Source organism: Pedobacter humicola (genome assembly GCF_056490705.1).
This window is the reverse complement of the sequence record NZ_JBWJIG010000015.1, coordinates 25,976-52,075: the sequence shown is the minus strand read 5'-3', so window position 1 is coordinate 52,075 and position 26,100 is coordinate 25,976. Positions and strand designations below refer to the sequence as shown.

22 protein-coding genes, 1 tRNA gene and 1 pseudogene are annotated in these 26,100 nt (G+C 40.2%); 19 read left to right on the top strand and 5 right to left on the bottom strand.

Annotation, left to right across the window (positions count from 1 at the left end; translation table 11 throughout):
* Positions 1 to 154 precede the first annotated feature (154 nt).
* Entirely contained in the window at positions 155 to 3,070 is a 2,916-nt protein-coding gene (locus AC04Q1_RS20585) for a ligand-binding sensor domain-containing protein (RefSeq protein WP_478366445.1), read from the bottom strand.
* A gap of 511 nt (positions 3,071 to 3,581) precedes the next feature.
* Positions 3,582 to 4,241, bottom strand: a complete 660-nt coding sequence (locus AC04Q1_RS20580) for a GDSL-type esterase/lipase family protein (protein ID WP_478366444.1) — start codon at positions 4,239 to 4,241, stop codon at positions 3,582 to 3,584.
* A gap of 175 nt (positions 4,242 to 4,416) precedes the next feature.
* Here AC04Q1_RS20580 and AC04Q1_RS20575 point away from each other — a divergent pair, with 175 nt between their 5' ends.
* Positions 4,417 to 5,115, top strand: coding sequence for a tetratricopeptide repeat protein (locus AC04Q1_RS20575; RefSeq protein ID WP_478366443.1), 699 nt, complete (start codon positions 4,417 to 4,419; stop codon positions 5,113 to 5,115).
* A 736-nt stretch (positions 5,116 to 5,851) separates the two neighbouring features.
* Here AC04Q1_RS20575 and AC04Q1_RS20570 read toward each other — a convergent pair.
* Positions 5,852 to 7,933 (bottom strand): FUSC family protein, encoded by a 2,082-nt coding sequence (locus AC04Q1_RS20570; RefSeq protein WP_478366442.1) that lies wholly within the window; start codon positions 7,931 to 7,933, stop codon positions 5,852 to 5,854.
* 128 nt (positions 7,934 to 8,061) lie between these two features.
* Positions 8,062 to 8,134: transfer RNA gene (locus tag AC04Q1_RS20565), tRNA-Lys, on the bottom strand.
* 871 nt (positions 8,135 to 9,005) lie between these two features.
* Here AC04Q1_RS20565 and AC04Q1_RS20560 point away from each other — a divergent pair.
* From AC04Q1_RS20560 to AC04Q1_RS20485, 16 genes and pseudogenes are all read left to right on the top strand, one after another.
* A complete protein-coding gene (locus AC04Q1_RS20560; RefSeq protein ID WP_478366441.1) occupies positions 9,006 to 9,446 on the top strand; it encodes a hypothetical protein in 441 nt (146 codons plus the stop codon).
* Between the two features lie 82 nt (positions 9,447 to 9,528).
* Positions 9,529 to 10,377 (top strand): hypothetical protein, encoded by an 849-nt coding sequence (locus AC04Q1_RS20555; protein ID WP_478366440.1) that lies wholly within the window; start codon positions 9,529 to 9,531, stop codon positions 10,375 to 10,377.
* Positions 10,378 to 10,724: 347 nt separating this feature from the next.
* Positions 10,725 to 11,087, top strand: coding sequence for a hypothetical protein (locus AC04Q1_RS20550; protein WP_478366439.1), 363 nt, complete (start codon positions 10,725 to 10,727; stop codon positions 11,085 to 11,087).
* Between the two features lie 299 nt (positions 11,088 to 11,386).
* Entirely contained in the window at positions 11,387 to 13,438 is a 2,052-nt protein-coding gene (locus tag AC04Q1_RS20545; RefSeq protein ID WP_478366438.1) for a hypothetical protein, read from the top strand.
* A gap of 126 nt (positions 13,439 to 13,564) precedes the next feature.
* Positions 13,565 to 14,254: a hypothetical protein gene (locus tag AC04Q1_RS20540; RefSeq protein WP_478366437.1), complete on the top strand. Its 690-nt coding sequence runs from the start codon at positions 13,565 to 13,567 to the stop codon at positions 14,252 to 14,254.
* A gap of 470 nt (positions 14,255 to 14,724) precedes the next feature.
* On the top strand, positions 14,725 to 14,958 hold the full coding sequence (locus tag AC04Q1_RS20535) for a hypothetical protein (RefSeq protein ID WP_478366436.1): 234 nt from the start codon (positions 14,725 to 14,727) through the stop codon (positions 14,956 to 14,958).
* A 79-nt stretch (positions 14,959 to 15,037) separates the two neighbouring features.
* Positions 15,038 to 15,778 (top strand): DUF6261 family protein, encoded by a 741-nt coding sequence (locus AC04Q1_RS20530; protein WP_478366435.1) that lies wholly within the window; start codon positions 15,038 to 15,040, stop codon positions 15,776 to 15,778.
* A gap of 142 nt (positions 15,779 to 15,920) precedes the next feature.
* Positions 15,921 to 16,688, top strand: a pseudogene (locus AC04Q1_RS20525) (DUF2310 family Zn-ribbon-containing protein).
* 460 nt (positions 16,689 to 17,148) lie between these two features.
* Positions 17,149 to 17,697, top strand: coding sequence for a hypothetical protein (locus tag AC04Q1_RS20520; protein WP_478366434.1), 549 nt, complete (start codon positions 17,149 to 17,151; stop codon positions 17,695 to 17,697).
* 58 nt (positions 17,698 to 17,755) lie between these two features.
* On the top strand, positions 17,756 to 18,154 hold the full coding sequence (locus AC04Q1_RS20515; RefSeq protein ID WP_478366433.1) for a hypothetical protein: 399 nt from the start codon (positions 17,756 to 17,758) through the stop codon (positions 18,152 to 18,154).
* A 35-nt stretch (positions 18,155 to 18,189) separates the two neighbouring features.
* Positions 18,190 to 18,951 (top strand): hypothetical protein, encoded by a 762-nt coding sequence (locus tag AC04Q1_RS20510; RefSeq protein WP_478366432.1) that lies wholly within the window; start codon positions 18,190 to 18,192, stop codon positions 18,949 to 18,951.
* Positions 18,952 to 19,086: 135 nt separating this feature from the next.
* Complete coding sequence (locus AC04Q1_RS20505; protein WP_478366431.1) at positions 19,087 to 19,455, top strand: ribonuclease E inhibitor RraB; 369 nt, start codon at positions 19,087 to 19,089, stop codon at positions 19,453 to 19,455.
* A gap of 134 nt (positions 19,456 to 19,589) precedes the next feature.
* On the top strand, positions 19,590 to 20,063 hold the full coding sequence (locus AC04Q1_RS20500; RefSeq protein WP_478366430.1) for an SMI1/KNR4 family protein: 474 nt from the start codon (positions 19,590 to 19,592) through the stop codon (positions 20,061 to 20,063).
* Positions 20,064 to 20,169: 106 nt separating this feature from the next.
* Entirely contained in the window at positions 20,170 to 20,919 is a 750-nt protein-coding gene (locus tag AC04Q1_RS20495; RefSeq protein WP_478366429.1) for a hypothetical protein, read from the top strand.
* A gap of 737 nt (positions 20,920 to 21,656) precedes the next feature.
* Complete coding sequence (locus tag AC04Q1_RS20490) at positions 21,657 to 21,845, top strand: hypothetical protein (protein WP_478366428.1); 189 nt, start codon at positions 21,657 to 21,659, stop codon at positions 21,843 to 21,845.
* A gap of 317 nt (positions 21,846 to 22,162) precedes the next feature.
* Entirely contained in the window at positions 22,163 to 23,230 is a 1,068-nt protein-coding gene (locus AC04Q1_RS20485) for an FISUMP domain-containing protein (RefSeq protein ID WP_478366427.1), read from the top strand.
* A 280-nt stretch (positions 23,231 to 23,510) separates the two neighbouring features.
* Here the strand turns inward: AC04Q1_RS20485 and AC04Q1_RS20480 are convergent, their stop codons facing one another.
* Entirely contained in the window at positions 23,511 to 24,089 is a 579-nt protein-coding gene (locus AC04Q1_RS20480) for a dihydrofolate reductase family protein (protein WP_478366426.1), read from the bottom strand.
* A 592-nt stretch (positions 24,090 to 24,681) separates the two neighbouring features.
* Between AC04Q1_RS20480 and AC04Q1_RS20475 the strand changes: the two genes are divergently transcribed.
* Together AC04Q1_RS20475 and AC04Q1_RS20470 are read left to right on the top strand one after the other, a co-directional pair.
* The gene (locus AC04Q1_RS20475; RefSeq protein WP_478366425.1) at positions 24,682 to 25,656 is read left to right on the top strand and encodes a hypothetical protein; all 975 of its coding nucleotides are present in this window, start codon (positions 24,682 to 24,684) and stop codon (positions 25,654 to 25,656) included.
* A gap of 11 nt (positions 25,657 to 25,667) precedes the next feature.
* A complete protein-coding gene (locus AC04Q1_RS20470; protein ID WP_478366424.1) occupies positions 25,668 to 26,018 on the top strand; it encodes a VOC family protein in 351 nt (116 codons plus the stop codon).
* Positions 26,019 to 26,100: the final 82 nt, after the last annotated feature.

Sequence of the window (26,100 nt, the reverse complement as noted above, 5' to 3'; positions counted from 1 at the left end):
CGCTACTACACGAACCATACAGAAGCCCTCAATTCACCTAAAAAGAAGAAATACAGACCTACATAAGCCCTACACAGAATACACAAACACACTGAAAAACAGCTAATTAAATTATTTCAATAGAAAATGTTCCGTTTGTAACAAAAACATCGATTTAAGCCCCTTTCTGACGGGCAATATTGATCAGAAACTCATATAAATTGGTTTCCGGTTTAAGCTGAAGTTTCTTTCTTAAGCGATATCTGCCCACTTCGATGGCCTTAATGGTAACATTCATCAGTTGTGCCATTTCTTTTGAGGATAGGTTCATCGATAAATAGGCACAAAACTTCAAATCATTCTGACTTAAATCCGGATAAAGATCTTTAAGCTTATTAAAGAATTCGGTATTTACGTGGTTAAAATGCACACTTAAATGATCCAGCTCCTGATCTTTCTTCTCTACATCCCTGATCAGCCTGATTAAATGCCGGAAACTCGGCGAGCTTTCATTAATATCATGGTTTTTGATTACCGCCGAGATTACTTCCTTAATCTTGGCCAATACCTTACCCCGCTGTACCAAATGCATGGTCATGGTAGAGAGTTCTTTGTTTTTATAATTTACATCTGCTTCCAACTTTTCATTCTGCAGCCTTACAATTTCCTTTTCATTCCTGTCCAGTTCAAGCTGGTGGAGATAACTCATGCGCTCCTGTTCCTTAATGTGCTTGCGCTTTTGCCATTTAATAATCAGCCTGATTAACAAGATGATTAAGATCAGGTAAAAAATTCTCATCCAGATGGTATTGTACCAGGCAGGTAATACCACAAAAGTATAACCCACCACTGCCGATTCATTGCCAACATCTGTTCGGGCTTTAATGTTGAAAGTATATTTACCTGCAGGCAAATTGGTATAGTCTTTTTCACTTTTGGCGCCCCATGCAGACCATTCGCGATCGAAGCCTACCAATTGATAGCTAAAGTTTATATTCTTGTCGTGCTCAAAAAGTGTAGACGCATATTCAAAGTGTATAGAATTTAAACTGTTGATGTATTCCGGTATCTCGCGGTCCTGTTTGGCAGAAATTACACCTTTGTTTACAAAATAACCCCCAAATACCAAACTGTCTTTATTGCCAAGCAGTTTAACCTGCCCCAGGGTTATAATAGGTTTGGTGATGTTTTGGATATACTTTTCATAGTTAATATGATAAGCACCCTTGTTGGCGCCAATAAATATATTCCTGCTATCGAGTGTGTAAATGGATTCGAAACCGCCAACCACTTTCCCATCCAGTTCGGGCAGGTAAAAAATGGTGAAGGGATTCGCACCCGAAGGATGTTTAAAATCGATTACACCAACTTTTTTATTGCTTACAAACCAGATGTTCCCATCACCATCTTCCTTCATGTATTGAACAGAAATACCTTTTAACACACTGGCCAATAATTTAAAACGGATAAACTTCTGTCTGCCCTCATCATATTCATAAATCCCATCCGATGTTGCAATTACAACCCTGTTTTTAATATGGAAAACATAATTATAAAGGTTAGATGGTAAACCATTTTTATCGGTATACAAAGTGGTACGGAGCACACTTTTATGATCGGGACGCAATTCTATTTTGTATACACCATGATAAGGGTGTGATGCCCAGATGCGATCGGGATTATTGTTATCGGCTACAATAAACCGCAAGGTTTCGGCAATACCGCCTATTTTCCCGGCATTGATAAAACGGGAGTTGCTATAGGTTATTTTCTGCAGCCCGGCATAGGTACCGGCAATCACCTCATTACTGGGGTAAATATTATCCGGGGTTTGGTACATCCAGGTTCCGATCAGGCTGTAAACCGGCTTCGCTACATTCTCCTGAACGAGCAAGGTTCCATCCTCATGTGCCATCAATAACTGGCTGTTAATTTCATCCAGGCCCCAAACCTGCCCCTTGGTATTTTTTACCTCTTCAAAATTGGCAGGCGAGTAGCTTAAATCCTGCACGCCCGAACTTACTTTTGCCCGGTACAGGCCGTTAGAAGTACCAATGTAAATCGATTGGTTAAATTTCCGGAAGGCATAACTGGTAATCTGTTTGTTTCGGTCGGGGAAAATATTCTTAACCGCACTGTTAATGGCCACATAGGCTATTCCATCATCAAGGGCAAGCCACATGTTTTTATCCCGATCGATCAAAATACCCCTTACATTGTTGTTCTGTAAACCTTCCCTGTAATTGTATTTCTGTACCAGCTCACCTTTCCTGTTCATAATGTACACCCCACCTGAAGTAGTGGCTACACCATACAAATGATTACTGATCTGATTGGCAAAGTAGATCCTGTCATTCAAAAACACCTGGTCTAGCTTTGTTTTTAGAGGAATAAGCTGGTGGTTAACCACCAGAAAGAATCCCTTTTTTAAAACCGAAACCAAAAGGGTATCCCCACCGTAAGGCAGTACAGCTGTAATGGCCGAGCGGTTTAAAATACTATCGTTGCAAAAGGGCTTCCACATTTCGTGATCGTAAATCATTAAACCCGAATCTGATGACTGCGAAAAAACTTTATTGTTCGCCATGCCCATAAACAGCCAGGTGGTGGTGGTTTTGTAACTCTTAATTACCCCATCCTTGTAATGCAGAATGGCGTGTATGGACCTAAAAAACACTTCGTCGTTAATGATGGAAACGCCCCAGATATCGGCCAGTTTCCGCATGTTCTCGGGCAGCAGATTTAACAGGGAAGTATATTTTAAAACACCCTGTGCATTGGGGTAGAAGTAGCCAAACTCGTCCTGTCCGCCTACATAAATCCGGTTTTTGGCATCGATGCCCACCGAACGTACCGAAGTATAATTCGGCAATCTGAAAAGGTTCCAGTAACGCCCGTTAAAAGTGAGCAAACCCTCATTATTGCCAAAATAAAGTATACCGTTCCTATCCTGCTCCACATCCCAGTTCTGGATGCCGGCATTATATTGCTCATTATTGTAATTTACAACCTGCGGAATACCCAAAAGGTCCTGGGCATGCAGGGCATAGCCTGTTAAACAAAATATAATCGCAAGTAGGAGTTTATTCATCTGGGTTAGGGAGGATGATTTGAACGCAATAATAAATATATAATTTTAATTCCGATTAACCTTGTTTACAACCGCATCAGGAAATATATCGTTATGATGGATAAAACATAGTAATCCTTATTGCTTAGGTGAGCTAAGTTGCCTAAGGTGGTGAGAATAAATAGATGCTTTTATTTTTTAGAGCGCAATGCCTGTGGTGCTTGGGTTTGCTTCGGTCCCGCTTTCACTGCAAGTCCACGCTGCGCTGTGGGCTTTCCGTTCATCCAATAGCTATCAGATCGGGGCTAAAGAACAACAGACCGTACACTAAATACCAAAGCAATAAACTAAACTTAGGTGTGCTCAGGTGACTAAGGTGGTAAAAAGGTGTTTATTTTTTTAGCGCTACAGCTCAAAGGTTTTCTAACCATATAAGATATTTTAGAGCATATAAGCTCATATGTCCTTAGATCACTTATATGGTAATAATTAGAAGAATATCTTAATCAGAAATACCTCGGTTATAAAATAACTATTTTAGCAAATAGGGTTCAACCGCTTTTCGCCAGATGGCATAACCCGCAGCATTCATATGCAACATATCCCCTACAAAAAGCTCCGGTCTTAATTTCCCCTCTTTTGTTAACATCAAAGGATAAACATCAACAAATTTCACATTGGCTTCTCCGGATAAAAACTTTTTGATCAGTGCATTCGAAGCCACCGCTTTCTCTTTAAACTTATCCCTGCTTGGGCTTGGTTTAATCGAGATGTAAACAACGGGTACGCCAGGTAATTTTGCCCTGATGCCCTGGTATAAACGGATGGTTCTATTCAAAACCGTATCAGGTGTTACCGCATCGTTTACCAGATCGTTCTCACCCACGTACAATACAATCTGTTTAGGTTGATATGGAAAAACAATATCGTTTAGATAATAGGTAATATCATTGATCACCGCACCTCCAATACCACGGTTCAAGGCATTATATTTAGCAAAAACCTGTGTACAATCGTCCCATTTACGGATCGACGAACTCCCTACAAACAACACCGGATGAACAGGTGGCTTGTACATCTGATCGTACTTTTTAATCGTTTGCACATCCTCCCAAAAATTAGGTTTGTTTTGCGCGAACGCAGTAATCGTTAAAAAGGATATCAAAAACAGGACTAGAAATGACTTTTTCATATTGGATAAGGATGTAAAAGTTCACAATATAACGATATCTACATTTTTATAAACCAATCAATCAAATTTATTACGCCTAAACCTGATGCAAAATCACAACTAAATTACATCACACACCAATAAACTAAGTAAATAGTTCATATATTTAGTCAACCAAATATTTAAATAACAGCTCATGCAAAATTACCGTCTTTTAACAGGCCTCAAAAGCCAGATCTCAATCAAAAAAATCAGTTTCATTCTTTTTGTTTCCGCAGGTCTCTTATACGCTTGCAAACAAAACAACAAACAGGCTGATCATCTACCAAAACCAGGTGCCAAACTGGCCAATGATAGCGCAGTTAAAATCTACATGAATGTGGTAGGGCTAAAATATCCTAAAGACTCCCTAGAAAGTGCCGTTAAACTTTACAAAAAGGCGTTGGCTGAAGATCCTGAATCTGAACTGTTTTTTTATAATTTCTTAGATTGCTACAACTACATGAACAAATATGATGAGGCTGTAGCACTATGTTCTGCATGGCTGAAGAAAAACCCTAGTGACGTAAATGTCCAATATAAAAGGTCGATGATTTATGAATTACAGGGGAAAAGCGAGCTGGCCAGGTCCGGTTTTAAGGCAGCTGTTGAGGAGATCGAAAAAAAGCCACGTCCAAAAATTGATACCTCGTTAACACCTGCACAGATCGATGAGTTATTGTCTGACGCAGCAGTATTATATATTGCGGAGAAAAACAACAGCAAATCTTTATCCCTAATCAACGAGTTAAAAGCAAGTTTCCCCGATAATACAAGAGTTGATGGTGTTTACAATAGCATCATAAAGAATAACAGGCTTGAAAGAATCAAAGATGGCCTGCATTATGCAAGATAGGAATATGGCTCTGCGATTATCATCTTTAATCTGCAGGAACAAACCTGTTGCCTAATGGTTTCCCGCTGATTGCGCAGGTTTACGCTGATCCAGTTCCATCATCCATTTCCATCTTTTAACCACAGCGCTTGGCGGTCCTCGTCTCCATCCAATAGCTATAGGATCAGACTGACAACATCTAAACTAAAACCCATTTAATCTGCGCTATCTTCTTTAATCTGCGGGAACAAACCTATAGCCTAATGGTTTCCCGCTGATTGAGCAGATTTACGCTGATCCAGTTCCATTATCCATTTCCATCTTTTAACCACAGCGCTTGGCGGTCCTCGTCTCCATCCAATAGCTATAGGATCAGACTGACAACATCTAAACTAAAACCCATTTAATCTGCGCTATCTTCTTTAATCTGCGGGAACAAACCTGTTGCCTAATGGTTTCCCGCTGATTGCGCAGATTTACGCTGATCCAGTTCCATCATCCATTTCCATCTTTTAAACGCTGTAAATAAACCTGATAGAACGGAAAGCCCGGAGCGAAGCATGAGTGAGGACTTGCAGTGATAGCAGGACTACCGCCCGCCACGACCTAAGCCCTTCCATTTCCAAAAAAGTCGAAATTTTCATCTTTCCAACCGCAAAGTACGCGGAGAGAAGGGCGCAGAGGGCACGGAGCTAGGCGCTTCTACTCCCTCCGATAGCTATCGGACCAGACTGACAACAATAAAGAAAGCAACCTATTAGCCCCTAAAACCTGCACTAAACTGGCTAAACTGACCAGACAATGCCGCAATATGCGCCAGCTTCTGTTTGGTAGAATGATCACCATCGTGATACAGATAAACCTCATCATCTGGTTCGGTATTATTTTGTACCACTGCCCCATCACTTAAATTGCTGACAATCCGATCCACCAACAAGGGATCGGCCTGTTCGGGTTTGTGGTTAACCGAAAGGTAAATGGAGGTAATAATCGCATTGATCTGGTAAATGGCCGATTGAACCCCGTACAAGCCATTAAAATCGATATGTTTCCGCATGGGCTCCTGACTGGCCGATTCGATGGCTTCGCTCAAGGCCGATAAACTCAGGTTGGCGTTCTTCCGTGCCATACGCGAAACGTTCCCGCCCAGGTTTTCCTTCCTTTCTATCGCTACCTGTAAATAATGCAGCGTATCGGTTGTGGCCCTGCTTATCTTTGCTTTCAGCTGGCGGCTGTCCCAGATGGGGAAAAGATAGGTGGCAAAAATGGCGATCACACAGCCCAATACCGTGAAGATAATCCGGTCGTGCACAATATGGTCGAAATGCCCCTGGTAACTGCCCAGGGTTAAAATAACCGCCGGGGTAATAAACAGCACACTGATGGTATAATTTAAACGGTTAAAGGCATAAAAGCCGAGCAAAAAGATCACCGAAAAAGAGAGCAGCACCGCCGGACTCTTCACCAAATACACCATCACCAATCCGATTACCACCCCGCCAAGGCTCCCCTTTAAACGCTGCAGGTTCCGTTTCCAGGTAATCGAAAACTTTGGCCGCGCCACAATCACCAGGGTCAGGAAAAGCCAGTAGCTGTATTTGCTCGGTTCCATTTGCCAGATCAGCACAAAACCAAACAGGAAACAAATGGCCAAACGCAGCGAAAACCTGAAGATGGGCGATTTTAACGTGAGGTGTTCCTGAATCGAAAAGCGATCTCCGGTAATAAATAATGGATACGAAATCGCTCCGCTCAGTTCCTGCAAATGTTTTTCAGGCGTGCGCTCATTGCCCCTGATCATTTCGATAATGCGCACGATATCGTTCATGTTCGAAACCACCTTCAACACAATTTTCCGTTGGTTCTCGTTTAAACGCTCCATTTCCTGCAACAGTGTTAGCCGTTTCTGGTAGTACTCGATATTGGTGGCCACCTCGCCCTTGTAAGCCTTGGCCGAGCGCACGTGCCTGCCCAGTTGTTCGAGTTCTTTGGCCAGCAGCTCAATTAAGGTGGCAATGAGTTTTAAACTTGGCCCGGCAGCCAATGTCTCGCGCACCAGAACATAGTCGTAATGTACGGCATTCAGCTGTTCGTATAAATCGATCAATAAACGCGCCCGCTCCAACAGCAACTGACCTTTAGCATTATCGGGGTTCATGGCATACTTATCGGTAAGCAACAGGTTGCGGATCAGCTCATGTTTCTGGTTCACCTTGATGTGCAGTTTTATCGCTTCCTTTTGTTGCAGATCAAGCGGGACATCCACATCGTAATTCCTGGCCTTGGCATTGAGAAATAACGCGCTGCTCATCAGGCATTCGAAAATGGCATGGTGAAGCGAGCGGTAAGGCCGCAGCAATATCTGGATTAAACTGATCACATAATACCACACTCCACCCAGCAGAATATAACTGCTAAAATATAGCGGTCGCGCCGGATGAAGCCCCATTACAAAGGTGCATACAATCAGGGCCATGGTGCCGATGAGTGAGAGTTTCTGTCCGTATACGGCAAACATCGAAAAGCCGAAAGCGGCAACTACCACCACCACCGCCGTAAGATAAACCTGATCTAAAACCGACGACACCACCAGCGTAGTGGCAAAAAAAACGATGATACTCGATAAAGCTGTTTTCAGTTTATTCAGGCGGTTATCGGGCAGATCGGTTAAACTGATCAGCAGTGCCCCAACGCCTATCCCCTTTGCCGCTTCGGGGTTGCCCAGGTAAAAGAACAATATAATCGGCAATACCACCGTAATGGTGGTGCGCAGTGCATCAGAAAAATACTCTCCTAAAAAGAAATACGTAATGGTAGAGCCGATGCTGTTTTTGCCCATGTAAAATAATATGAATAAACCTCAGTTAGAAAGCCGCAAAGGTACAGGATTAAAGTGAATGTGAACAGCGCAATCGCAAAACCGTAATCATGGCTTTGCGGATCGGTTAAACAGGAAGATTAATATAGTGACCCCTCAGGGGCTCGAACCCTGGACCCACAGATTAAGAGTCTGTTGCTCTACCAACTGAGCTAAGAAGTCTTGGTAGATTAAATATAAGAAAAAAAGGGAGAGTCAGCTAACCCTGCTATCAGATTAATAATGATAAGCGCCAAAGCAATGTGGCGCTTTTTTATTATACTTGGATTCTAAATATTAATGAGTTAACTATGAAAAGAGAGTTGATTATCATTCTTGTAATTGCCTTTTCTATTTATGGATGTAGCACGAAACAGAAACAGAAGCCCTACACGCTAACCATGTTTGTGATTAAATACGACAACAAAGGTAATCTTTTCGACTTCACGCGTAATCGAGGACCGATTTTAGCCTCCGATGATACTACTGCTTGCAATCAAGCCATCAAATTGTTTTATATAGAGAGGCTTAATGAGATGAAATTGGATTCCAAACATTTTGAAAGAACAATGAGATTTGAACTTAAGGATGGATCACGAAATGTAAATACTGATCTAACGCCAAAAGTTGTTGATAGTCTTCGTTTAAATTATCAAAGGTTAAATCCAAAGGTGCTTACAGATTTGCATTCATCCTAAACCATCGCATAGGTAGCCGAAGTAAGACTGCGCGCAGGGCAGGAACAACAACCTACTCTTTATCCCCATTACCCCGCCTCAGCTCATCATAAATCCCCTTCAAAATTTCATTGCGCTGCAAATTAGATTTACTGATATTATCCAGTCTGCTCAACACAAAATAAATAATGGTAACCACTACAAGAATTTGAAAGGTTAAAATCGCGATCGACATGAATCCCATAAGGCGTATATTTTTTTTAACTAAGATAAAGATTTATAGCAAACTAAATCAGACACTTGCGCAAAAGCCAAATTTTAATACACCATTCTAATTATTCCCCCGAATGTTTATATTTGATCAAAACGCAATCTCAATGAAAAGACAAACCCTACTGCTAATCTCAGCATTAATCCTGATCGCCATCAGCCAAAAAGCCAAAGCGCAGGACAGCACAAAAGTAACCGCCCTGGCCGATACTACCATTTATGACGACAAATTGTCGTCTGAAGGACATGTATACAAGTTCCCGCTGTCACCGATGAATCAGGTAGATTATACGCAATTCATCAACAATCAATTTGCAACCTCAAATGTGATCAGACAAAATAAACTTTACACCAAACTAGAGGTAACCACAGTTGTGGAGAAAGATGGCAGTGTTTCTAACTACCAGGTAAAAGGAACAGGCACAGAAGCCATGAAAAACGAAATCGCCAGGATTCTGAAACTCCTCCCTAAAAACACCCTCGGCACCAGAGATGGGCAAGCGGCCAGGTTTCGGCTACACCTGCCTTTTGAGTTTAAATATGAGTAAAGGTTGCGCTGGCATATCTGGGCACGCAAAATCCCATAACTCCGCACCATCAGTTTTATTTATTTAGCGTTAGCACCAATTTATGAGGGCACGAATAACCACACTATTAACCTTTTTTCTTCTGGCTGTTTCGACTGTTTACGGACAAACATTCGAACCTCTGGACTTAGCGAAAACGATATTTGGTAAAGACAGTTTGCCAGATATTAAAAAATACATTGCAGGCGAATATGAAGGCCGACCAAATGGACAAGACTTACAAAGTGGTACGATAACAAAATTCACATTGCTCGGCCAGTCTAAAAAAACTGCTGTTGTAGCCATGTCGGTTCTCGACTCATTAGGCAAAGGCTTCGACACCTATTTGCACTTCGAAAAAGATACCACCTGGAAAATGACTGCTTTTAGAGCACTAGCCATGACCGGAATAATTGTGCAGGCAAAAATGGAGCTTGAAAAGATGACTCCACAGCAAATAGACGAAATTATTGCCAGGGCTAAAGTGAAGAAGAAAGACGATTATGCCGTGTTTACTTCAAGAGAGGATTATAACTTCCAATTGGGTAATGCTAAACTGATCCTCGAACTGGATGAAAACATTGCTAAACACTTTTTAGCCAATCAGCCCCAATTTGAGCGCCTTAAAAACCTGGCCCTAACGCAACTTGGTAAAAGGAAAGCAGATGAAGAAAGAAGTATTAAACTAATTGAAGACGCAAAATCTACCTACCGTAAACTTTTTGTTTCTGCTGTATCTACAGGAGGTTATGAATTGGGAAACGGCATTAATTTTTTAATTGGCGGAATGATTGATAATTCTGTTGGCTACCTATATGTAAAAGATAAAAAGGACCTGCCTGAAATGAATGCCGAAAGGGTGATCATGATCAGGGAAATCGGAAATGGATGGTACATTTACAAGACGACTTAAAAGCAAAACCAGTACTCACGTCCGTTTGACAATAGGAAGGCTAAAGTAATCAATCAAAATTTTGTATCAGGTTAATCCACCATGAACCAGGAAACAGCAAATTATATCATCGCCTACTTTAGCAACTTAATGTCTGACGCTGAAAAGTTAGCGTTGAAACATTACAGGCACAGCTTCAAAACTGATGGTGATCCTAAAATGAGGAGGATTTTGATTGATAAAGGTTGGATCAGGACGGAACCTAAAATACTCAGCTTGTTAAAAACGGCTATCAACAATTTGAGTTGAACACAGCCAGGCGTATCATGACGGAAAATCCTGAAAAGGTATTTCTTAACTATTGTTCAGTGTGTAATCTACTTGCCAGAACACCCTACGCCAGGCAATGCCGTTGTGGTCATAACTGGCACGCCATAACCGTAGCCCAGTTTAAATTTGATGGTGCTTATCAATTGACAGGAAAACAATTTTTCTTACTCGGACAATTGATTAAAGGTGATATTAAACAAGGTCAGTATCTGGACCTAACCTTATTAGGATTGAACAAGAAACCAAAAATCGATACCATTGAATTTGTACGTAAACGGAGAGCAGGAAAAATAGGTGAAGACATTGCACTTGGCACCACCGAACTTACAGAAGAGGAAAAAGAATTGATCAAAAATAAAGGGGGATTTGCTACACCATTCGACATTTTAAAAGAACGGTGACCTGCAACATGCGTTACTCATCTAAATGGTAATGCAGAAATATTAAATACACATTTCAATCATTCCATGTTCCTGTCCATTAAGACTTTCACTAGTTTGGGTTTTCTAAGTCGCGTAAGAGATGAGCAGTATTAGCCATATCAGTGTTTATGTAATTTTCCAAGTAAATGCACGCCTATTAAACGAAAATGATCTTCCAGTTAAATTTGGTGTAAAATTAATGATTTACGCTTTGAGTAAAAAATGTGATGCTCTATGTTTGTATCTCATCCCTCTCACTTTTTTAAATTAAACTAACGATGAACAAATTAACGCTCATTAAAGGCATAGCCATGTCTTGCCTGGTTCTAATCTGCCTTTTTATTGGACAGGGCTGTAGGAAGGAAATCCTTCTACCAAAAGGTAATAATTCACTTACTTCTACAAAGGTGAAGAATATTACTTATCAGGAATTTATTAACTCAATTAACTTAAAGGCAACAGGCAGCTTAAGCACCGTACTCACAGGAGCTAAAGAAAAAATTATGAGTACAGAAGCTTTGGCTGGCAACCTAAGCTTGGTAATGGATAGTGTTAAATTACTTCATTTAGGAGATACACTGAGTTATGTGATTAGTATAAGACCTCAAACACCTAGAGCAACAGTCTTTCAAAACTTAACTATACAAGTTGTAAAGGAAAGAACAACTGCATTCTTGAGTACTTATTTTCCATCTAAGGAATGGATAGATAGATGGAGGGCTGGACATGCCATTGCATTTAAAGATAACGTTGTATTTAATAAAGTAAACCTTAATGATGTTGGCCTGAGCACAAAAGCCCTAAATACAACAAATTTTACACAAGATAATGGGTTAAAGGGAAAGATTATAGCGAGTATTAGTAGTCCTTCAGGTGCGCCAAATCTGATCAGTTTGGCACCAGGGGAGTGCGAAATTTATGATATTTATACTGTTGTTCCTCATACATGCTCAACGGGTGATTGGCCTGGCACTTGTCCGTGGGAAGTAGGTGGTATACCAGAAGCAGGAGGTTTCCTTCCTTACTATACGTTAGAGCGGACTACTGGCGTAGATTGTGCTCCGCCGGCAGCAGGAACCGAGGGTGGAGGCGGCGGAGGGGGTGGTAGTACCGTACCTACACCACCATCTGGTTTTAACCCCTGTGATGGTGGCACACCAACTGTATCGGTTAAATTTGAAAAAGGCACAAGGTTGCCCATATTACCCCCTACTCCTTGCGATCCTATAATGCCAGAGGGGGCAGATCCATCGGTTTCAGCAAATGCTCAATATCTGTTTAACATTTTATCAATTTCTGATGAGAACAGAAAAAATTATATTAAAACCCATAATGAGGCTACTAATGCATTTGTAGCTTACCTGGCAACAAATGGCCCAACTACAGAGAATAAGAATTTTATTATTTGGGCTATTAGTTATTTGATTGTGAACCCTACTAGTTTTAACCAGGCATTTAAAGATTTACTAAATAATGTTTACAACGAAAACTCACCAATATACATCCCGGATAATTTTGATATAGCCTATACTAAAGAATGGTATGATGCTGAAAATGAGTTGGGAAGTTTCATATCAGACCTTACTCAGCAAGGTATCCATGATACTGATCCAATACCCGAAATGTATTATAAAAATGGTACAGGGATAGACATGAGGCCTGCTAGCCCCACTGGTGGGTTAACTGTATTAAATGCTCCAAGAAACAAGGACTATTTTTGGGGAAAATTAGCTTTTGAAAGACCTGAGATGTTTAGCCCAACAAACCGCGCTAGGCTTGCGTTGCCAAAACCACTCGCGCCAATAATAGATGAGCGATGGATAAAATATAATCCAACACACAAATCATATATGTTCGGTAGATTGGTTCACCATCATGAAGGGCAAAGCTACATGGCTTTCGCAATACCAGAAAAAGTGCACCAAAAATGGACTAAAATTCTTCATGAATATAGATTAAATGGCAAAATGCCGGGATTGAGGAACAAATTAATATCATTAGTTTCTGTTATGCAGATTTTCTCACTTATCACGGATGTTAAGACTACCAATCCAGATGCATGGATAAATTGGTTCGCTCAGCAAAATGAAACAGGAAAAATTTATGCTGATCCTGCAAATAATAAATATTGGGAGATTATGGATCAGGTTATCTATAGAAATTCAGCAGGCGTTGCTATAAAAGCTGTTGTTCATTATAATGTCTATGCAGATTTTATCTGGGACAGTGATGAACAAAGATATATGGGCGTGATTAAGTTAAATGAATTCACTGAAGAGGTAGATCTAATACATAATACCTCCAAAGAGGTAATCAAAAAATGGCAATAGTGATCCGCTAAATAGAATCTCAGTTATCTATGGTATATCAAATATTGTTTAATTTTAAGTAAATGGTTACGTTTAAACATTACTTTTCGCAAAACGTAACTGTAAAATTAAATCGAAACTTTAACTATGGAAGATACCCAAAAAGTAATTAAACATTTCTATGATGAGCTTTTTGAACAAAACCTAAAAACGGTTTTTACAGATAAAACTCCAGAAGAAATGGTTTCATCTGCTGTCGATTCTGAAGGTTGGTTCAGCTGGAAACCTATACATGGAACTTTGGACATTAGTAGCTATAGAGATATAGAAAGAAAATTTCATGTTGCATTTCCTAAGAGTTTTATAGAATGGCATAAATTATACTTTTTTTTAGATTGTGATTGCTCACTAGTTAGATTGCCACATTCATCCCCTGCAGAGCCCTTGCAGGAAATCATTGATAATCTTGATAATGATATTGCACAGGAACTTATTTTACTTAAAATTTATCCATTTGGCCAAGAGGGCAATGATACTGGGCCATTGGTTTTTGATGGTAGATCTTCAATAAATGATAATGAATTTCCAATAAGGATCTATGATTATGACTACAATGGAGGTCTCGAAGGATTAAGTGAAATTATATTTTCCTCATTTTTAAAATTATTAGAGTGTATAACTTATTTCCTTGAAGAAGTTAAGACTAGAAAAATCCATGAAATAATTCCTGATTTTTTTACCATTGACCCAGATGGGGCTGGAAAAACAGGAATTGATTACTGGCTAGGCTGGATAACAATGGCAAAAGAAAATGACGAACTCTTTGGTAATCAATAGAATTATTAAAAACTTCTCTAGCCCCCATTCTAGCGCAAGTCTTAGCACCTTAGCCTCTGCAATGGCCAAGACTTGTGCTTTAATAAATATTTGATAGATGCTGAAACAAGTTCAGCATGACGATCGCCTTAGGCAAAGCGGCTAAAAATTATCTATTCCTCAACAACTCCACCTTCTCGCGCTCACTGGCCAGCAAACTTTCGTAAACCAAATAGATTGCTTGCCTGCAGAGTCAGGCTTCACGCCGCCTCGCCACCCTTCCCTTCAGTTCGCAATGACGAACCACTATACATCCAAACCTCCGACCCCGGACCTCCGACTCCGGACTATCCCCCCTTGACAATAACTAACCTTTTCGTTACTTTAGTATCATTCTATCCCTAACTACTGAGCAGCGATTTTTCATTACGCTCAGGCCGATCATCCCACATTTTATTAACGGGTTTTATAACCCATAAAATTTACAGGTTATGAAAATAACAGGCATGATTAGGGAACCTCCGCGTTCTGCAACAGCTGCATGGGGCAGCACAAAAACGGCTCGAAAAGCATCTTTTTGGTTAAAATGGGCAAATTACTTTGAAACCTTCCTGCTATGGGCAGCGACAAATCAAAGTTACTTTGAAACCTTCCTGCCGTGGGCAGCGATAAATCAAAGTTACTTTGAAACCCTCCTGCCGTGGGCAGCGGCAAATCAAAGTTAGTTTGAAACCTTCCTGCCGCGGGCAGGGGTAAATCAAAGTAAAATCTACTAAAACAGTAAAAACCACAAAATTAAAACCTATGATTAACAGTATAGTATTACAACCGCTCAGAAATGGAGAGTATATCCAGTTCATGACCGATACCTTAAATATCGTATCGAAAAACAATCCCGAAAAACTTAAGGTTAGCGCCCACTATGAAGCCTTGCGTGCCGCAACCGATAATGTAGAAAAGCTGTTCAAAATCAGTCAGGCCAGTTTGGTAACCGAAGAACTGGAAGCTATGGATAAACGTAGGGACGATGCCATAAATGGTATTAATTTACATATTCAAAGTTTAACTTATAGTCCCGATGTTATAATAAATAAACACGCTAAAACCCTTTTGGCCCATCTGGCATTGTTTGGCACCAGCATAGCAAAAGATAACTACCAGAGCGAAACCACAAGTCTGCGCAATATTGCCAACGATTGGAAAAACAAACCCGAACTGCACGCGGCGGTAAAGGCTTTAAACCTGGGCAGCTGGTTAACCGAGCTCGAAACGGCCAATAACGATTTTAATGCGGCTTATGTAAAACGCAACGAAGAACTGGCCACCGCACCCATAGAGAAACTGAAAGAACTGCGCAACACCGCCAACAACCTGTATTACAAACTGCGCACCCGGATTAACTCTAATCTCGATATTAACGATGGTGCCGAGCCATGGGCCGCTACCGTAAACCTGCTTAACCAGAACATCAGCACCTATGTGCTGTTGCAAACCCGCCGCACAGGCGGCACAGGTGAGGAACCCATTGCGCCAACCATAATTTAAATGTGAACAGCAGACAAAAAAGAGCTATAGCGGTATAGCTCTTTTTTATTAATTTGGATTTGATTAATAAGCAACAATAAGTGATCATAGTTATACCTCTAAAGGTAGTTCGGTAGAATATGAGCAACAAAACAAAGGCACCATGTACATTCAAAAACTATCTATCGATATAAAGACCAACACAAATAAGGACGAACTTATTGAAGCATTCGGATTGCTTATGGCATTTTATCGTGGCAACGGGCAAACACAAGGAAAAATTGAATCCCGGTATATCGATCACAACAAAATAGTTTGCCTGCCTTTTACTTATGAAAAAAACACATTACATACAAAACACAACAACTTCTATGTTAACAGGCAATCGAAGAAATTAGAGGAGCTTTGCAATTCAAAACTGGTATGCAAAACAGTTGGTAAAACCTACCAAAGTTACAAGAAGCCATGCAGGTGCAAGAAATCAGATTTTTTTATCCTTATTACAAATTATATCTCAATTGACTCACCATTAACCTGTGGTACTTGCTTTAAACCAGTACCGCTATATAAACTGCCAGTTTATTACGACCATGGTTATATGCCAATTTTAAGTTGGGAAACAAATTACATTTCTTGCGATAGCTTGCAAATGAACTGCGAGGTTGGAGAAAATTGGGCACTAAGATAAATGCAGGAAGTTACCTCTCAACTATCCAAACAAGGGCGTGAAATATGCAGAAAGATTGAAGAACTCACTTCAATACCAACTTTTTATTATTTACATAATTACAAGAAATATAAGGGCGACCAACTGACCAGGCCTTGCCCAGGCTGTACTCAAAAATGGAACCTAAAAACATCACTGAACAATCAGTATAATTTCAAATGCGACCATTGCAGAATAATTTCAACAATATCATCAAATAGTTAATTAAAACCCATGTATTAAGCCCTTGTTAAGGATAAGGGAGAAAACATTTGTATATGTGATTGGGAATATCGTATCGGACTTAGTTGAAGGAGAAATAGTTCGGTAAAAACGGTCAACAATAATTTAACTACACATTCCGCACCGCTCAGGCTTGCCTGATCCGATAGCTATCGAATTACAAAGCGCTACTCTTAATTGGCGGCTGACCTATCTTCTCTCCACGACATTCATCAATTTGATATTTTAGGCTGAACCATATAAGACACATAAGGGCATATCAGCTTAAATGGCCTTATGTGTCTTATATGGTAAAGAAGATAGCATAGCGGTAGTCTTTGGTGAAAGTCCATTTAATGATCCTGCTAAACACCTCTTGTAGATCTCATTTGTTAAACTTAAATTTAATTACGCTAACCTCATCACTTGCTGCGACATTATAATATATCTATACTTTAACATCTTGAAAAGAACCCTCATCATTTTAATACTCTCGCTGACTTCGGCAGCTTACGCACAAAACAGACCAATGCCAGCAGATGAAGAGTCCGTTATCAAACGCAAGGCTCCAACTCCTGATTTACAAAACACCATTATAAATATCATTGAGCGCCAGGTTAATAAAGACTCAATCTATGCCACGCCAATAAATCATGCTTACACTTTTAGCATCGCGATAGCTTTCGATAGTTTATCGAAAATCGCCAACCTTACTTTTAGCCAAAACATCAATGCGCATCTTGTGGCTATACTCGGTCCAACGGAGCAGCTCAAGGCAAGGATTATACAGGAGTTTAACCGAAGAAATATAAGCATTGATCAAAAATATAACAACAAACTTGTGATCTGGCCGATACTGCTTAAGCATACTGATGACGAAAAAATACTAAATATTGGGGAATTTATGCAAGGTTATAACAGTATGATGCCTGTTTTAAGTAAAGCAGATGATAACAAGCAAAAGGTACTGCTGAAACCTTTTAACTGGATACTTTTTACTGCTCAACAATGATGGGTAAACATGAGCACCCAAGACGATAATTTTATACATAAAAACATATCTGAGTAAAATGAAAAAAGCATTGATTTTTATATTTCTATTGGCTGCGTTGATTTCAAAAGCTCAAAATAACTCGGCAAATGAAAAATTAATTTTAGGTAAATGGGAATACAATGTCGCCTACGATACAATCGCTGCAATTGACACCGCTGATTTTTACAAGCCTTTTGAGCAAAGAGAAAAGGTTATGTTTTTTATGGAGATTAAGATAAAAAAATCTACTGCCACGTTATCTGAAGATTCCGAAAAATATAATGCAACCTGGCAACTTAAAAACGAGAACGAACTTTATTTCTTTTTAGAGAATAAAAAAACACTGAAATATATCATCACCAAATTAACAGCTCATACTTTAGAATTCCGAGAACCGGGCGATACAGTAAGTGCATTTGGATATTATAAAAAATAGACTCATGCGAACAGTTTATATTTATCTTAGTTGAAATGAAAATATTAACAACGCTCGTATTACTTCTCTCATCAACCGCTGTTTTTGCACAGATTGATACCACAATGATTAAAAACTGGAAAAGCTATCCTATTCCAACCAATAAAGACACGTTATTGAAATATAATTGGAGCCACAATTGGGAGGTATCTATTCAAAACGGCGATGTAAAAGTTACTAAAGAGACTTATCCCAAAAAATTACCTTTCAGCATTCAGACAAGAGATGCAACAAGTGAAAAGTTTAGGGGTACTCCCTATACTTTTAAAGTTGATGATGGCTACTTGGTGAGTTTTTTTAAAGGAGAATTCGGTGGAAATGTTTTCTGGTTTTCGGCAGACGGGAAGGATGATTATGAAATCCCAGGTGGCTATCAGGTAGTGCAATTTATTAAACGCGATGGCAAAATATATGGAATTGAGGGGCTTGCGCATCTATCTTTGTCTTCCGGGAGTATAATAGAGTTTCTAAAAATAAACGGCAAATGGACGGCAAAAGATTACCTAAGGCTTCCAAAAGCACCTCATGCTGTGAAACTCGACAGCAAAGGCAATTTTATCATTGTTACCTCACCAGCATTACTTTCGGTTGATCGTAACGCAAATATTAAAACACTCATAAGCGAAGGGATATGGTATCCATATCTTTATCCATCATCATTGGCCATTGACAAAAACATAGTTTATATCGGAATGCGCAAGGGTGTTTACCAATATAATTTGAATACGGCGCAATCCGCTTGGCTAATGCCACATTAATATACGGCCATGACTAAATACGATAATCGACCTGGCACCTACCAACAAAGATTTGTGGTATTTTAAGCTAATGTTAATAAAAAATCAAATCTCCCGAATCGCATTTAGATTTCAGTTGTTTCGTTAAATTCGCACATGAACAAACAGGCAAATACCTTTTTCACGAAGGACGTATACGACACCGAAATTCATTTGGAAGTGAATGAAGACATCATGGATAACATCTATTCAGATGGCGTAAAAGCCACCGACATGCTGCCGATCGAATTTGTATTTATTACCAATACAAAAGATAAAGCAGATCAGTTAAAAGAGCAATTGTCGGCACAGTTTCCGCTGTACACGCAACTTGCTGTTGAAGAAACTGAAGATTATTGGGAAGTGCACGGAGTTACAAACAACACTGAAATGTCGTTAAATGCAGTAAACAACTGGAACCAGGTGCTGTGGGACTTAGGATTTGAATACGATTGCCAGTTAGATGGATGGCAGGTTGGTACTTAGGGAAATGGTAATGGCTCTTAACATTGACAGATTTAAAAAAAGAGGTTCGTCATCTCGACCGGAGCAACGCGGAGTGGAGAGATCTATGAGCCAAATTAATTGAACATAGATTTAACAGACAAAAGTTAATGCTGATGAATCCAACAATCACTGACATCATAAAAAGAATAAAAACTGAGCAAAAAGCCCTGGGGATTACACTTTTTGCGCCAGCTTCCCCTGCAGAAATACAGAATTTTGAAAACATCATGGGCGTTAAACTACCGGAAGACCTGGTAAAATTTTACAGCTTTTCCAATGGCTTCGAATCTGAAGAAGATCTCTTTAGAATTATTCCTTTGGACGAAATTATCGACAATTTGAAAGATGAAGACACCTATACGGTTTGGCCGAATGATTTTCATATTGCGGAATATATGATCTACTGCGATATGTGGACAATAAACACCAACGCTGCTAACAGCGAAGATTATAAGATTTATAATAAGGCTAAAAACGTGATTACCCTGACAAATTCATTTCCAGAATTTTTGGACACATTTTTAAACGACGGTGTTTTTGGAGGGTTGTACAATTGGAGAGAAAAGATTGAAGGATTGGGCAAATAAAACGGCTTTACTCTTGTTTTTTCAGCGCACTAAAAAACAAAATTCACTCTTAAAGTTTTTGGATTAATGTTCAATTAATCATCTTTTTAGTACCTTACTGACCTTAATGAAGCGCTGTTTAAAAATCCTGGCACTATTGTTTCTGCTATCAGGCTGTAACAATAAACGGTCTGCCAAAGTGAATCTGGCCCAAGAAAACGCTAACCCAAACTGTATTTGTGTTAAGGATACTTTATTAGCCCAAATTATCTCTTGCAAACCAAAGTTTTTAGATAACGGGGCAAAACTCTATTGGAGTTATAACTGTGACTCCTCCTGGATAACGTTTGAAAACAGCGCTGGAGAGAAAAAGAAAATCTTTGAATTAGGTGATGGATTAGTCCAATTGACCAATCGGCTTGGCCATACAGACTTTAAGGAATTTAGCACTACATTCTTATATACAAACAGGGTGATTTCTGGTTGCTGCGACCCAGACGATTATTACCTGTACAGTAAAACTTCGGGCAAACTCATTAAAAAATTTGGGGCTGTCATTTATGTATCTGATAATAGTCGAATACCGATTCTGATTTCTGTTAGCAATAGTAATCACAACCGCATTTCGAAGTTCGATTTTTATTCGCTAAGCCTACATAATATCGACACTCAAAAATCTTTTAGGATCAAAATTAAAAAGGGAGATATCGAAAAAGGCATGAAAAATAATGATTATATGTTTCTAGAGTCTCTTTTTGATACATGCACGATCGAAGGTCAAATGATAACAATCAAATATTTTACAGAAAAACACATTAAAGGAACGACACCAAATTACAAAACCATAAAAGTAGACTTGAAACGATACCTGCACTAAGCGTTTATCCCATTAAACGCAAGCCTTAGCGTTCTGTCTCAGTATCTGAGATTGTTATTATAGACCGGATTAAAAATTGCGCCGTCGAAATTCTTTACAAGATATTAAACGGCCCTTCGACAGGCTCAGAATGACAATTGATCACGCAAACCTTTATTCCATCATACCAACCCTCCCCTTCAATTCGAAATAACGTAATGTTTTGCGATTATACACCCAGCCTTCCGACCTCCGACTCCTAACTAATAACCTACCGATTTGCTACCAGACTTCGGACCTCCGACCTCCGACTCCCGACTAATCGCAATGACTCACCGGTTTGCTTTTATACTCCCAAACTTCCGACCTCCGACCCCGGACGCCCGACTTCTCACAACGACATTTCAATACTCGTTTGCGTTTTCGAGGCACCACCCATTGTTAAATAGCCCTGATGGAAGTGGACCCCGATTTAAGCACAAGCTTTTAATTTTTACGGTGTACTTGCGTGTTTCACAGGTTTTTCGGGGGAAACGGACAGCAGGACCGAAGCCAGCCTAAGCACCACTGTCTTTGTGCTCCAAAACCCTTTTAAGGCCAAACCAATTTTCTGCTTGTTATCTTTTATGCACCCAAACTTCCGACCCCGGACCTCCGACTCCCGACTCATCTCAATGATGCATAACTCCCCTCTTTTAACAATTACCAAAACAATTGCCTTTTAAAAGGATTATATAAATACACCAATACCATTTCATATGAAAACGAAAATCATAATTTTAGTTGCCGCCTTGGGTTTAACCTTGTCGGCATGCAGTGGGAATAAAGCGGATGAAAAAAATGCCGACAGCCTGCACAAATACACCGATACCAGTAAGATGGATAGTACACATACCGATTCTACTGCGGATTCGACGACCAATGCGCCTGCTGATGTTAAGCAATAAAGACAATAATCAAACAACTAGCGCTCATGCTGCAAAGTATGGGCGTTTTTTTTGATAACGTCCAGAATTAACAGTCTAACCCCACACCTCCCACTTTGGACCAGATGCACCCAGACTTCGGTCCCCGGACCCCGGACTGCAGACTACCTTTAATGACGTGGCGATACGCAATGATGTGCCCAGACATCCATCCCCCCGCCACTCCAGACTTCGGACTAAAGCCCCCCAAACTACCCTCCTAAATATACCCAGTAAAAGGTATTGATGACAAGTGAGGTAATTGGGAAATTTGCTTGCAACAAACAAACAATTAAGTTATGAAAATAAACAAACTCCTACTAATGGTGCTATTGGCCATGGCATCGGGTGTGATGGCGCAGGTTAAGAAATCGCCAGCCAAAACAGCTGTTCCCGTTAAAACCAAATATGGTGCATTGGCTATAGACCGGTCAAATGGCTTTTATTATGGTTTTTCATTCGATCAGGCAAATCTGGCAGAAGCCGAAAAGAGAGCGGTTGACGAATGCAACAAACGTGGCGGATCTTGTAGCATTGTGCTAACCTATTCGGGAACGGGTTGTGCAGCCTACCGCACCATAAACGGTAATGTGGGTACCGCATTTGGCTGGGGGATAGCAAAAACCAAAGAAGAGGCCGATGCCATAGCGACGAAAGAATGTTTAAAAAGAAGCGGCGGCATACAGCCGGGCAATTTTGTATGGGCCTGCAATGCCGCACAATCGGCTCCGTTAAAAGAAATTTACAATGCTTCAGCAGAAATAACCGGTCCGGTAAAAATTGGCAACCAGGTGTGGACAAGCACCAATTTAAACGTGAGTACGTATAGAAACGGCGAGCAGATTTATTACGCGGCCAACCAAAAAGAATGGGAAAAAGTAAGCAGAGAAATGATTCCGGCTTATTGTTACCTTAATTTCGATAGCAATAATGAAAAGAAATACGGAAAGCTGTACAACTTTTATGCGGTTACCGATCGCCGTGGCTTAGCACCTGCCGGTTGGCATGTGCCCAGCAGAAATGAATTTTTAACGCTTATTTCGGCTTTAGGAGGGGAAGAGGTAGCAGGTAAAAAAATGCGTGGTACTACCGGATGGGATGTAAAAGATTCGTACAAATTTGCGCATGGCAATGGCGATAACTCATCAGGCCTAAATTTATTGACCAATGGCAGCGCAGGCGGCGATGAATATGGCGGCGGAAAATCTTTCCTTTACGGAATATGGTTAAGTTATTGGTGGTCGAGTACTACCAAATCAAGTGGCGACAGCTTTGCATATTACCTTGATTTTAACAAATACAGCGAACCGCGTGTAACCGATTATAGTAAAACCACAGGCTGCGCCGTAAGGTTAGTAAAAGATTAATTACCCGTATCACAATAATGCTCAGATTTCGGAGCCCAAAGGTTAGAAATCGCTTAATCAACCGGGAACGACCAGGATTGCCGGTTGATTTTGTTTGGGAGGGCGTTAACACTCCCATGTAAGTGACATTTGACTACAGACTTCCAACCCCAGACATCAGACTTTGGGATAATTGCACCAAACTTCCAACTCCGGACCTCCGACTAATTCCACCCAGACTTCGGTCCCGCGTCTTCTGACTAGCTCCATCGACTCAAAACCCCAAACTCCCAACTCCCAACTAACTTTCCCCCAACGCTCCTACATACCGGTAAGTATTGATCAGCACACCGGTTGGTGTAGTTTTCGTGTTTACAAAAGCCAGTTCGCGCGCATTGGCCTTGTCTGAAAAGAAACGTTTGCCACTGCCCAGCAATACCGGATAAACCATTAATATTAGCTCATCAACCAAACCCTGTTCAAGCAGTACCGCGATCACTGTCGAACTTCCATATACGATCAGGTCGGGGCCATCGGTTGATTTGAGCTCGCGAATGCCTGCTACGATGTCAGTACCTAAATCTTTTGCTGGTCCCCATTCGAGGCTTTCCGGCCTGTGGGTAACCACATATTTCGTTGCCGCATTTAAAGCGTTCGCCATTGGATTATCGCCCGCTTTTGGCCAATATTGGATCCAGCTATCGTAGGTTTGGCGGCCAATCAGCAGATCGATGTTGGTGCCTTGTGCTTCCAGTACAGCGGTTAGCCCTTCTAAACTTCTATAGGGATTGGTCCATCCACCATGTTCGAAACCTTCGCTATTCTCGTGTTGCATCACGCCATCAAGCGAGATGTGTTCCATGATTTTGATCTTTCTCATTTTCTATGCTTTTAGTAATGATATAAAGGTACAAGGAACGGACTTACACTCATGAGGGGCAATCGTGACAATATAAAGGCCTTTTTATGACCGTTTATAATCGTGCTATTCAGATAGCTTCTGCGAAAATCACCTTAATCGGCGGGAACAAATTACACGCAAGTTCTCCCGCAGATTACACAGATAAACGCAGATTTTAAATTGTCAGTCTGAGCGTAGTCGGAAGCCCTTTATATCTCACTTACCATTTCCGAAAACGTTCATTCAGTAATTCATAGGTGCTGTAGTCCCGCCATCGCATATAGTCCTCATTTCGTTGCACTTCATTCCGGGCTATTTAGCTCTGTCAGGTTTATTTTACGGCAGGCAGTTCCTCTTTTGAAAAGCCTGTTCCTGCGATGGTACGATTTGTTCGCCCATTTAGCTTTAAGTTGAGAAAAAATGAGAGATAAAATATTACATTTATCATTATGAAAAATACGCTCCTCATTTTTGCCACATTTTTTATCATCTCCTGCAAACGACCCATCACGCTGGCCAACGAACAATTTTATCCTTTTTAGCTTCTTTGCAATACATTCGAACAGCTATCATGAAACGACAAACGATACCAGTCACTTTTTTAAAAACCATCTGTTGGGTCGGCAACTCCATTGTCGGTTGGGCCTCAGCTGGCAAGCGGTATACCTTTGATGGAAAAACAGATCAATTAGGCGAAACTAGTTTTGGTTTTGGCGACAGCGCCATCACATCGACCGACGGACAATACGCCTTTATTTATCAAAAACTTGGTACAAAGGGACTCTTACTTAAAAACGGAGCACTTTTGAGGGAAATAAACCGATCTTACTATTGTGCAAATGTTTATGAATACCCTGCGGCATTTGTAACCACAGAAAATGAAACATTTTTAATCCACTGTCCATCCGAATATTGCAGGCTTGATTTTGAAGAGGTTGAAACGGGGCAGATCATTACCAATAGTAAGGGTAGAAGCCCTGCTGATTTTTTTCATTCGCGGCTCGAAATCAGCCCTAATGGTAAATACCTGATGAGTAAGGGTTGGGTCTGGCATCCTTTGGATGCTATCAAAGTATTCGACATACACCAGTGTATCCAGAACCCCAAACTGCTCGATGAATCTGAAATTTATCCAAACGTTGGCGTTGAAATCTCCACAGCAAGTTTTATTGATGATCAGCGCATACTAATGGGTTCATCTAGTGAGGAGGAAATTGATGAAGAGTTATTGGAAAATCTTCCGCCAAAACACATTGCCATTTGGAATGTAACCTTAAACCAAATTTCTAAACCGGTTAAAATGGACATTGAATTTGGAAATCTTTTTGCCATTAACGATCAGTATGCCTGGGATCTGTTTAGGTTTCCGAAAATTATAAATCTCGAAACAGGCGAAATAGTAGACCAGGATGAGACTTTGCCAAGCGGATTGCAAAATTCATCAATCATTCATCACATTAAAGAACTTCCGAAAATAGCCTTTAATCAAAAGACCAAACAACTGGTAATAACAAATGCCGATAGTATTGAAATTATTGGGAAATAAAAAACAAACATATGGAGATCCGATTATTGGTATTGCGAACAAGTAGCATAAAACCTCTGGCTGATTTTTACTGTTCATTTGGATTTGAGTTTGAATATCACAAACACGGTAACTCACCATATCATTATTCAACGACGATTGGACCAACTGTTCTTGAAATTTATCCTTTAGCTAAAAACCAGATTGAGCCTGACAAAAATTTAAGGTTAGGCTTTGGTATAAAAAACTTTGATCAAGTGATAACAACATTAAAAACATTGCAAATTGTTTTTTTTCAGGAACCAACCCAAACAGACTTCGGTTTTATGGCGATAATCATTGATCCCGACGGAAGGAAAATCGAATTATACAAAAACAGTTAAGTGGTCTTTATTCTTCGTGTAAATTAATTTAACCACTCTTACCTAGCCACTTAGGCAGAGAAAGATAAAACACTGAATTAAG

What these genes read in the sequence shown, in the direction of transcription:
- AC04Q1_RS20585 (WP_478366445.1), bottom strand. Translation starts at nt 3,070, where the DNA reads ATGAATAAACTCCTACTTGCGATTATATTTTGTTTAACAGGCTATGCC.
- AC04Q1_RS20580 (WP_478366444.1), bottom strand. Translation starts at nt 4,241, where the DNA reads ATGAAAAAGTCATTTCTAGTCCTGTTTTTGATATCCTTTTTAACGATT.
- AC04Q1_RS20575 (WP_478366443.1), top strand. Translation starts at nt 4,417, where the DNA reads ATGCAAAATTACCGTCTTTTAACAGGCCTCAAAAGCCAGATCTCAATC.
- AC04Q1_RS20570 (WP_478366442.1), bottom strand. Translation starts at nt 7,933, where the DNA reads ATGGGCAAAAACAGCATCGGCTCTACCATTACGTATTTCTTTTTAGGA.
- AC04Q1_RS20560 (WP_478366441.1), top strand. Translation starts at nt 9,006, where the DNA reads ATGAAAAGACAAACCCTACTGCTAATCTCAGCATTAATCCTGATCGCC.
- AC04Q1_RS20555 (WP_478366440.1), top strand. Translation starts at nt 9,529, where the DNA reads ATGAGGGCACGAATAACCACACTATTAACCTTTTTTCTTCTGGCTGTT.
- AC04Q1_RS20545 (WP_478366438.1), top strand. Translation starts at nt 11,387, where the DNA reads ATGAACAAATTAACGCTCATTAAAGGCATAGCCATGTCTTGCCTGGTT.
- AC04Q1_RS20540 (WP_478366437.1), top strand. Translation starts at nt 13,565, where the DNA reads ATGGAAGATACCCAAAAAGTAATTAAACATTTCTATGATGAGCTTTTT.
- AC04Q1_RS20535 (WP_478366436.1), top strand. Translation starts at nt 14,725, where the DNA reads ATGAAAATAACAGGCATGATTAGGGAACCTCCGCGTTCTGCAACAGCT.
- AC04Q1_RS20530 (WP_478366435.1), top strand. Translation starts at nt 15,038, where the DNA reads ATGATTAACAGTATAGTATTACAACCGCTCAGAAATGGAGAGTATATC.
- AC04Q1_RS20515 (WP_478366433.1), top strand. Translation starts at nt 17,756, where the DNA reads ATGAAAAAAGCATTGATTTTTATATTTCTATTGGCTGCGTTGATTTCA.
- AC04Q1_RS20510 (WP_478366432.1), top strand. Translation starts at nt 18,190, where the DNA reads ATGAAAATATTAACAACGCTCGTATTACTTCTCTCATCAACCGCTGTT.
- AC04Q1_RS20505 (WP_478366431.1), top strand. Translation starts at nt 19,087, where the DNA reads ATGAACAAACAGGCAAATACCTTTTTCACGAAGGACGTATACGACACC.
- AC04Q1_RS20500 (WP_478366430.1), top strand. Translation starts at nt 19,590, where the DNA reads ATGAATCCAACAATCACTGACATCATAAAAAGAATAAAAACTGAGCAA.
- AC04Q1_RS20495 (WP_478366429.1), top strand. Translation starts at nt 20,170, where the DNA reads ATGAAGCGCTGTTTAAAAATCCTGGCACTATTGTTTCTGCTATCAGGC.
- AC04Q1_RS20490 (WP_478366428.1), top strand. Translation starts at nt 21,657, where the DNA reads ATGAAAACGAAAATCATAATTTTAGTTGCCGCCTTGGGTTTAACCTTG.
- AC04Q1_RS20485 (WP_478366427.1), top strand. Translation starts at nt 22,163, where the DNA reads ATGAAAATAAACAAACTCCTACTAATGGTGCTATTGGCCATGGCATCG.
- AC04Q1_RS20480 (WP_478366426.1), bottom strand. Translation starts at nt 24,089, where the DNA reads ATGAGAAAGATCAAAATCATGGAACACATCTCGCTTGATGGCGTGATG.
- AC04Q1_RS20475 (WP_478366425.1), top strand. Translation starts at nt 24,682, where the DNA reads ATGAAACGACAAACGATACCAGTCACTTTTTTAAAAACCATCTGTTGG.
- AC04Q1_RS20470 (WP_478366424.1), top strand. Translation starts at nt 25,668, where the DNA reads ATGGAGATCCGATTATTGGTATTGCGAACAAGTAGCATAAAACCTCTG.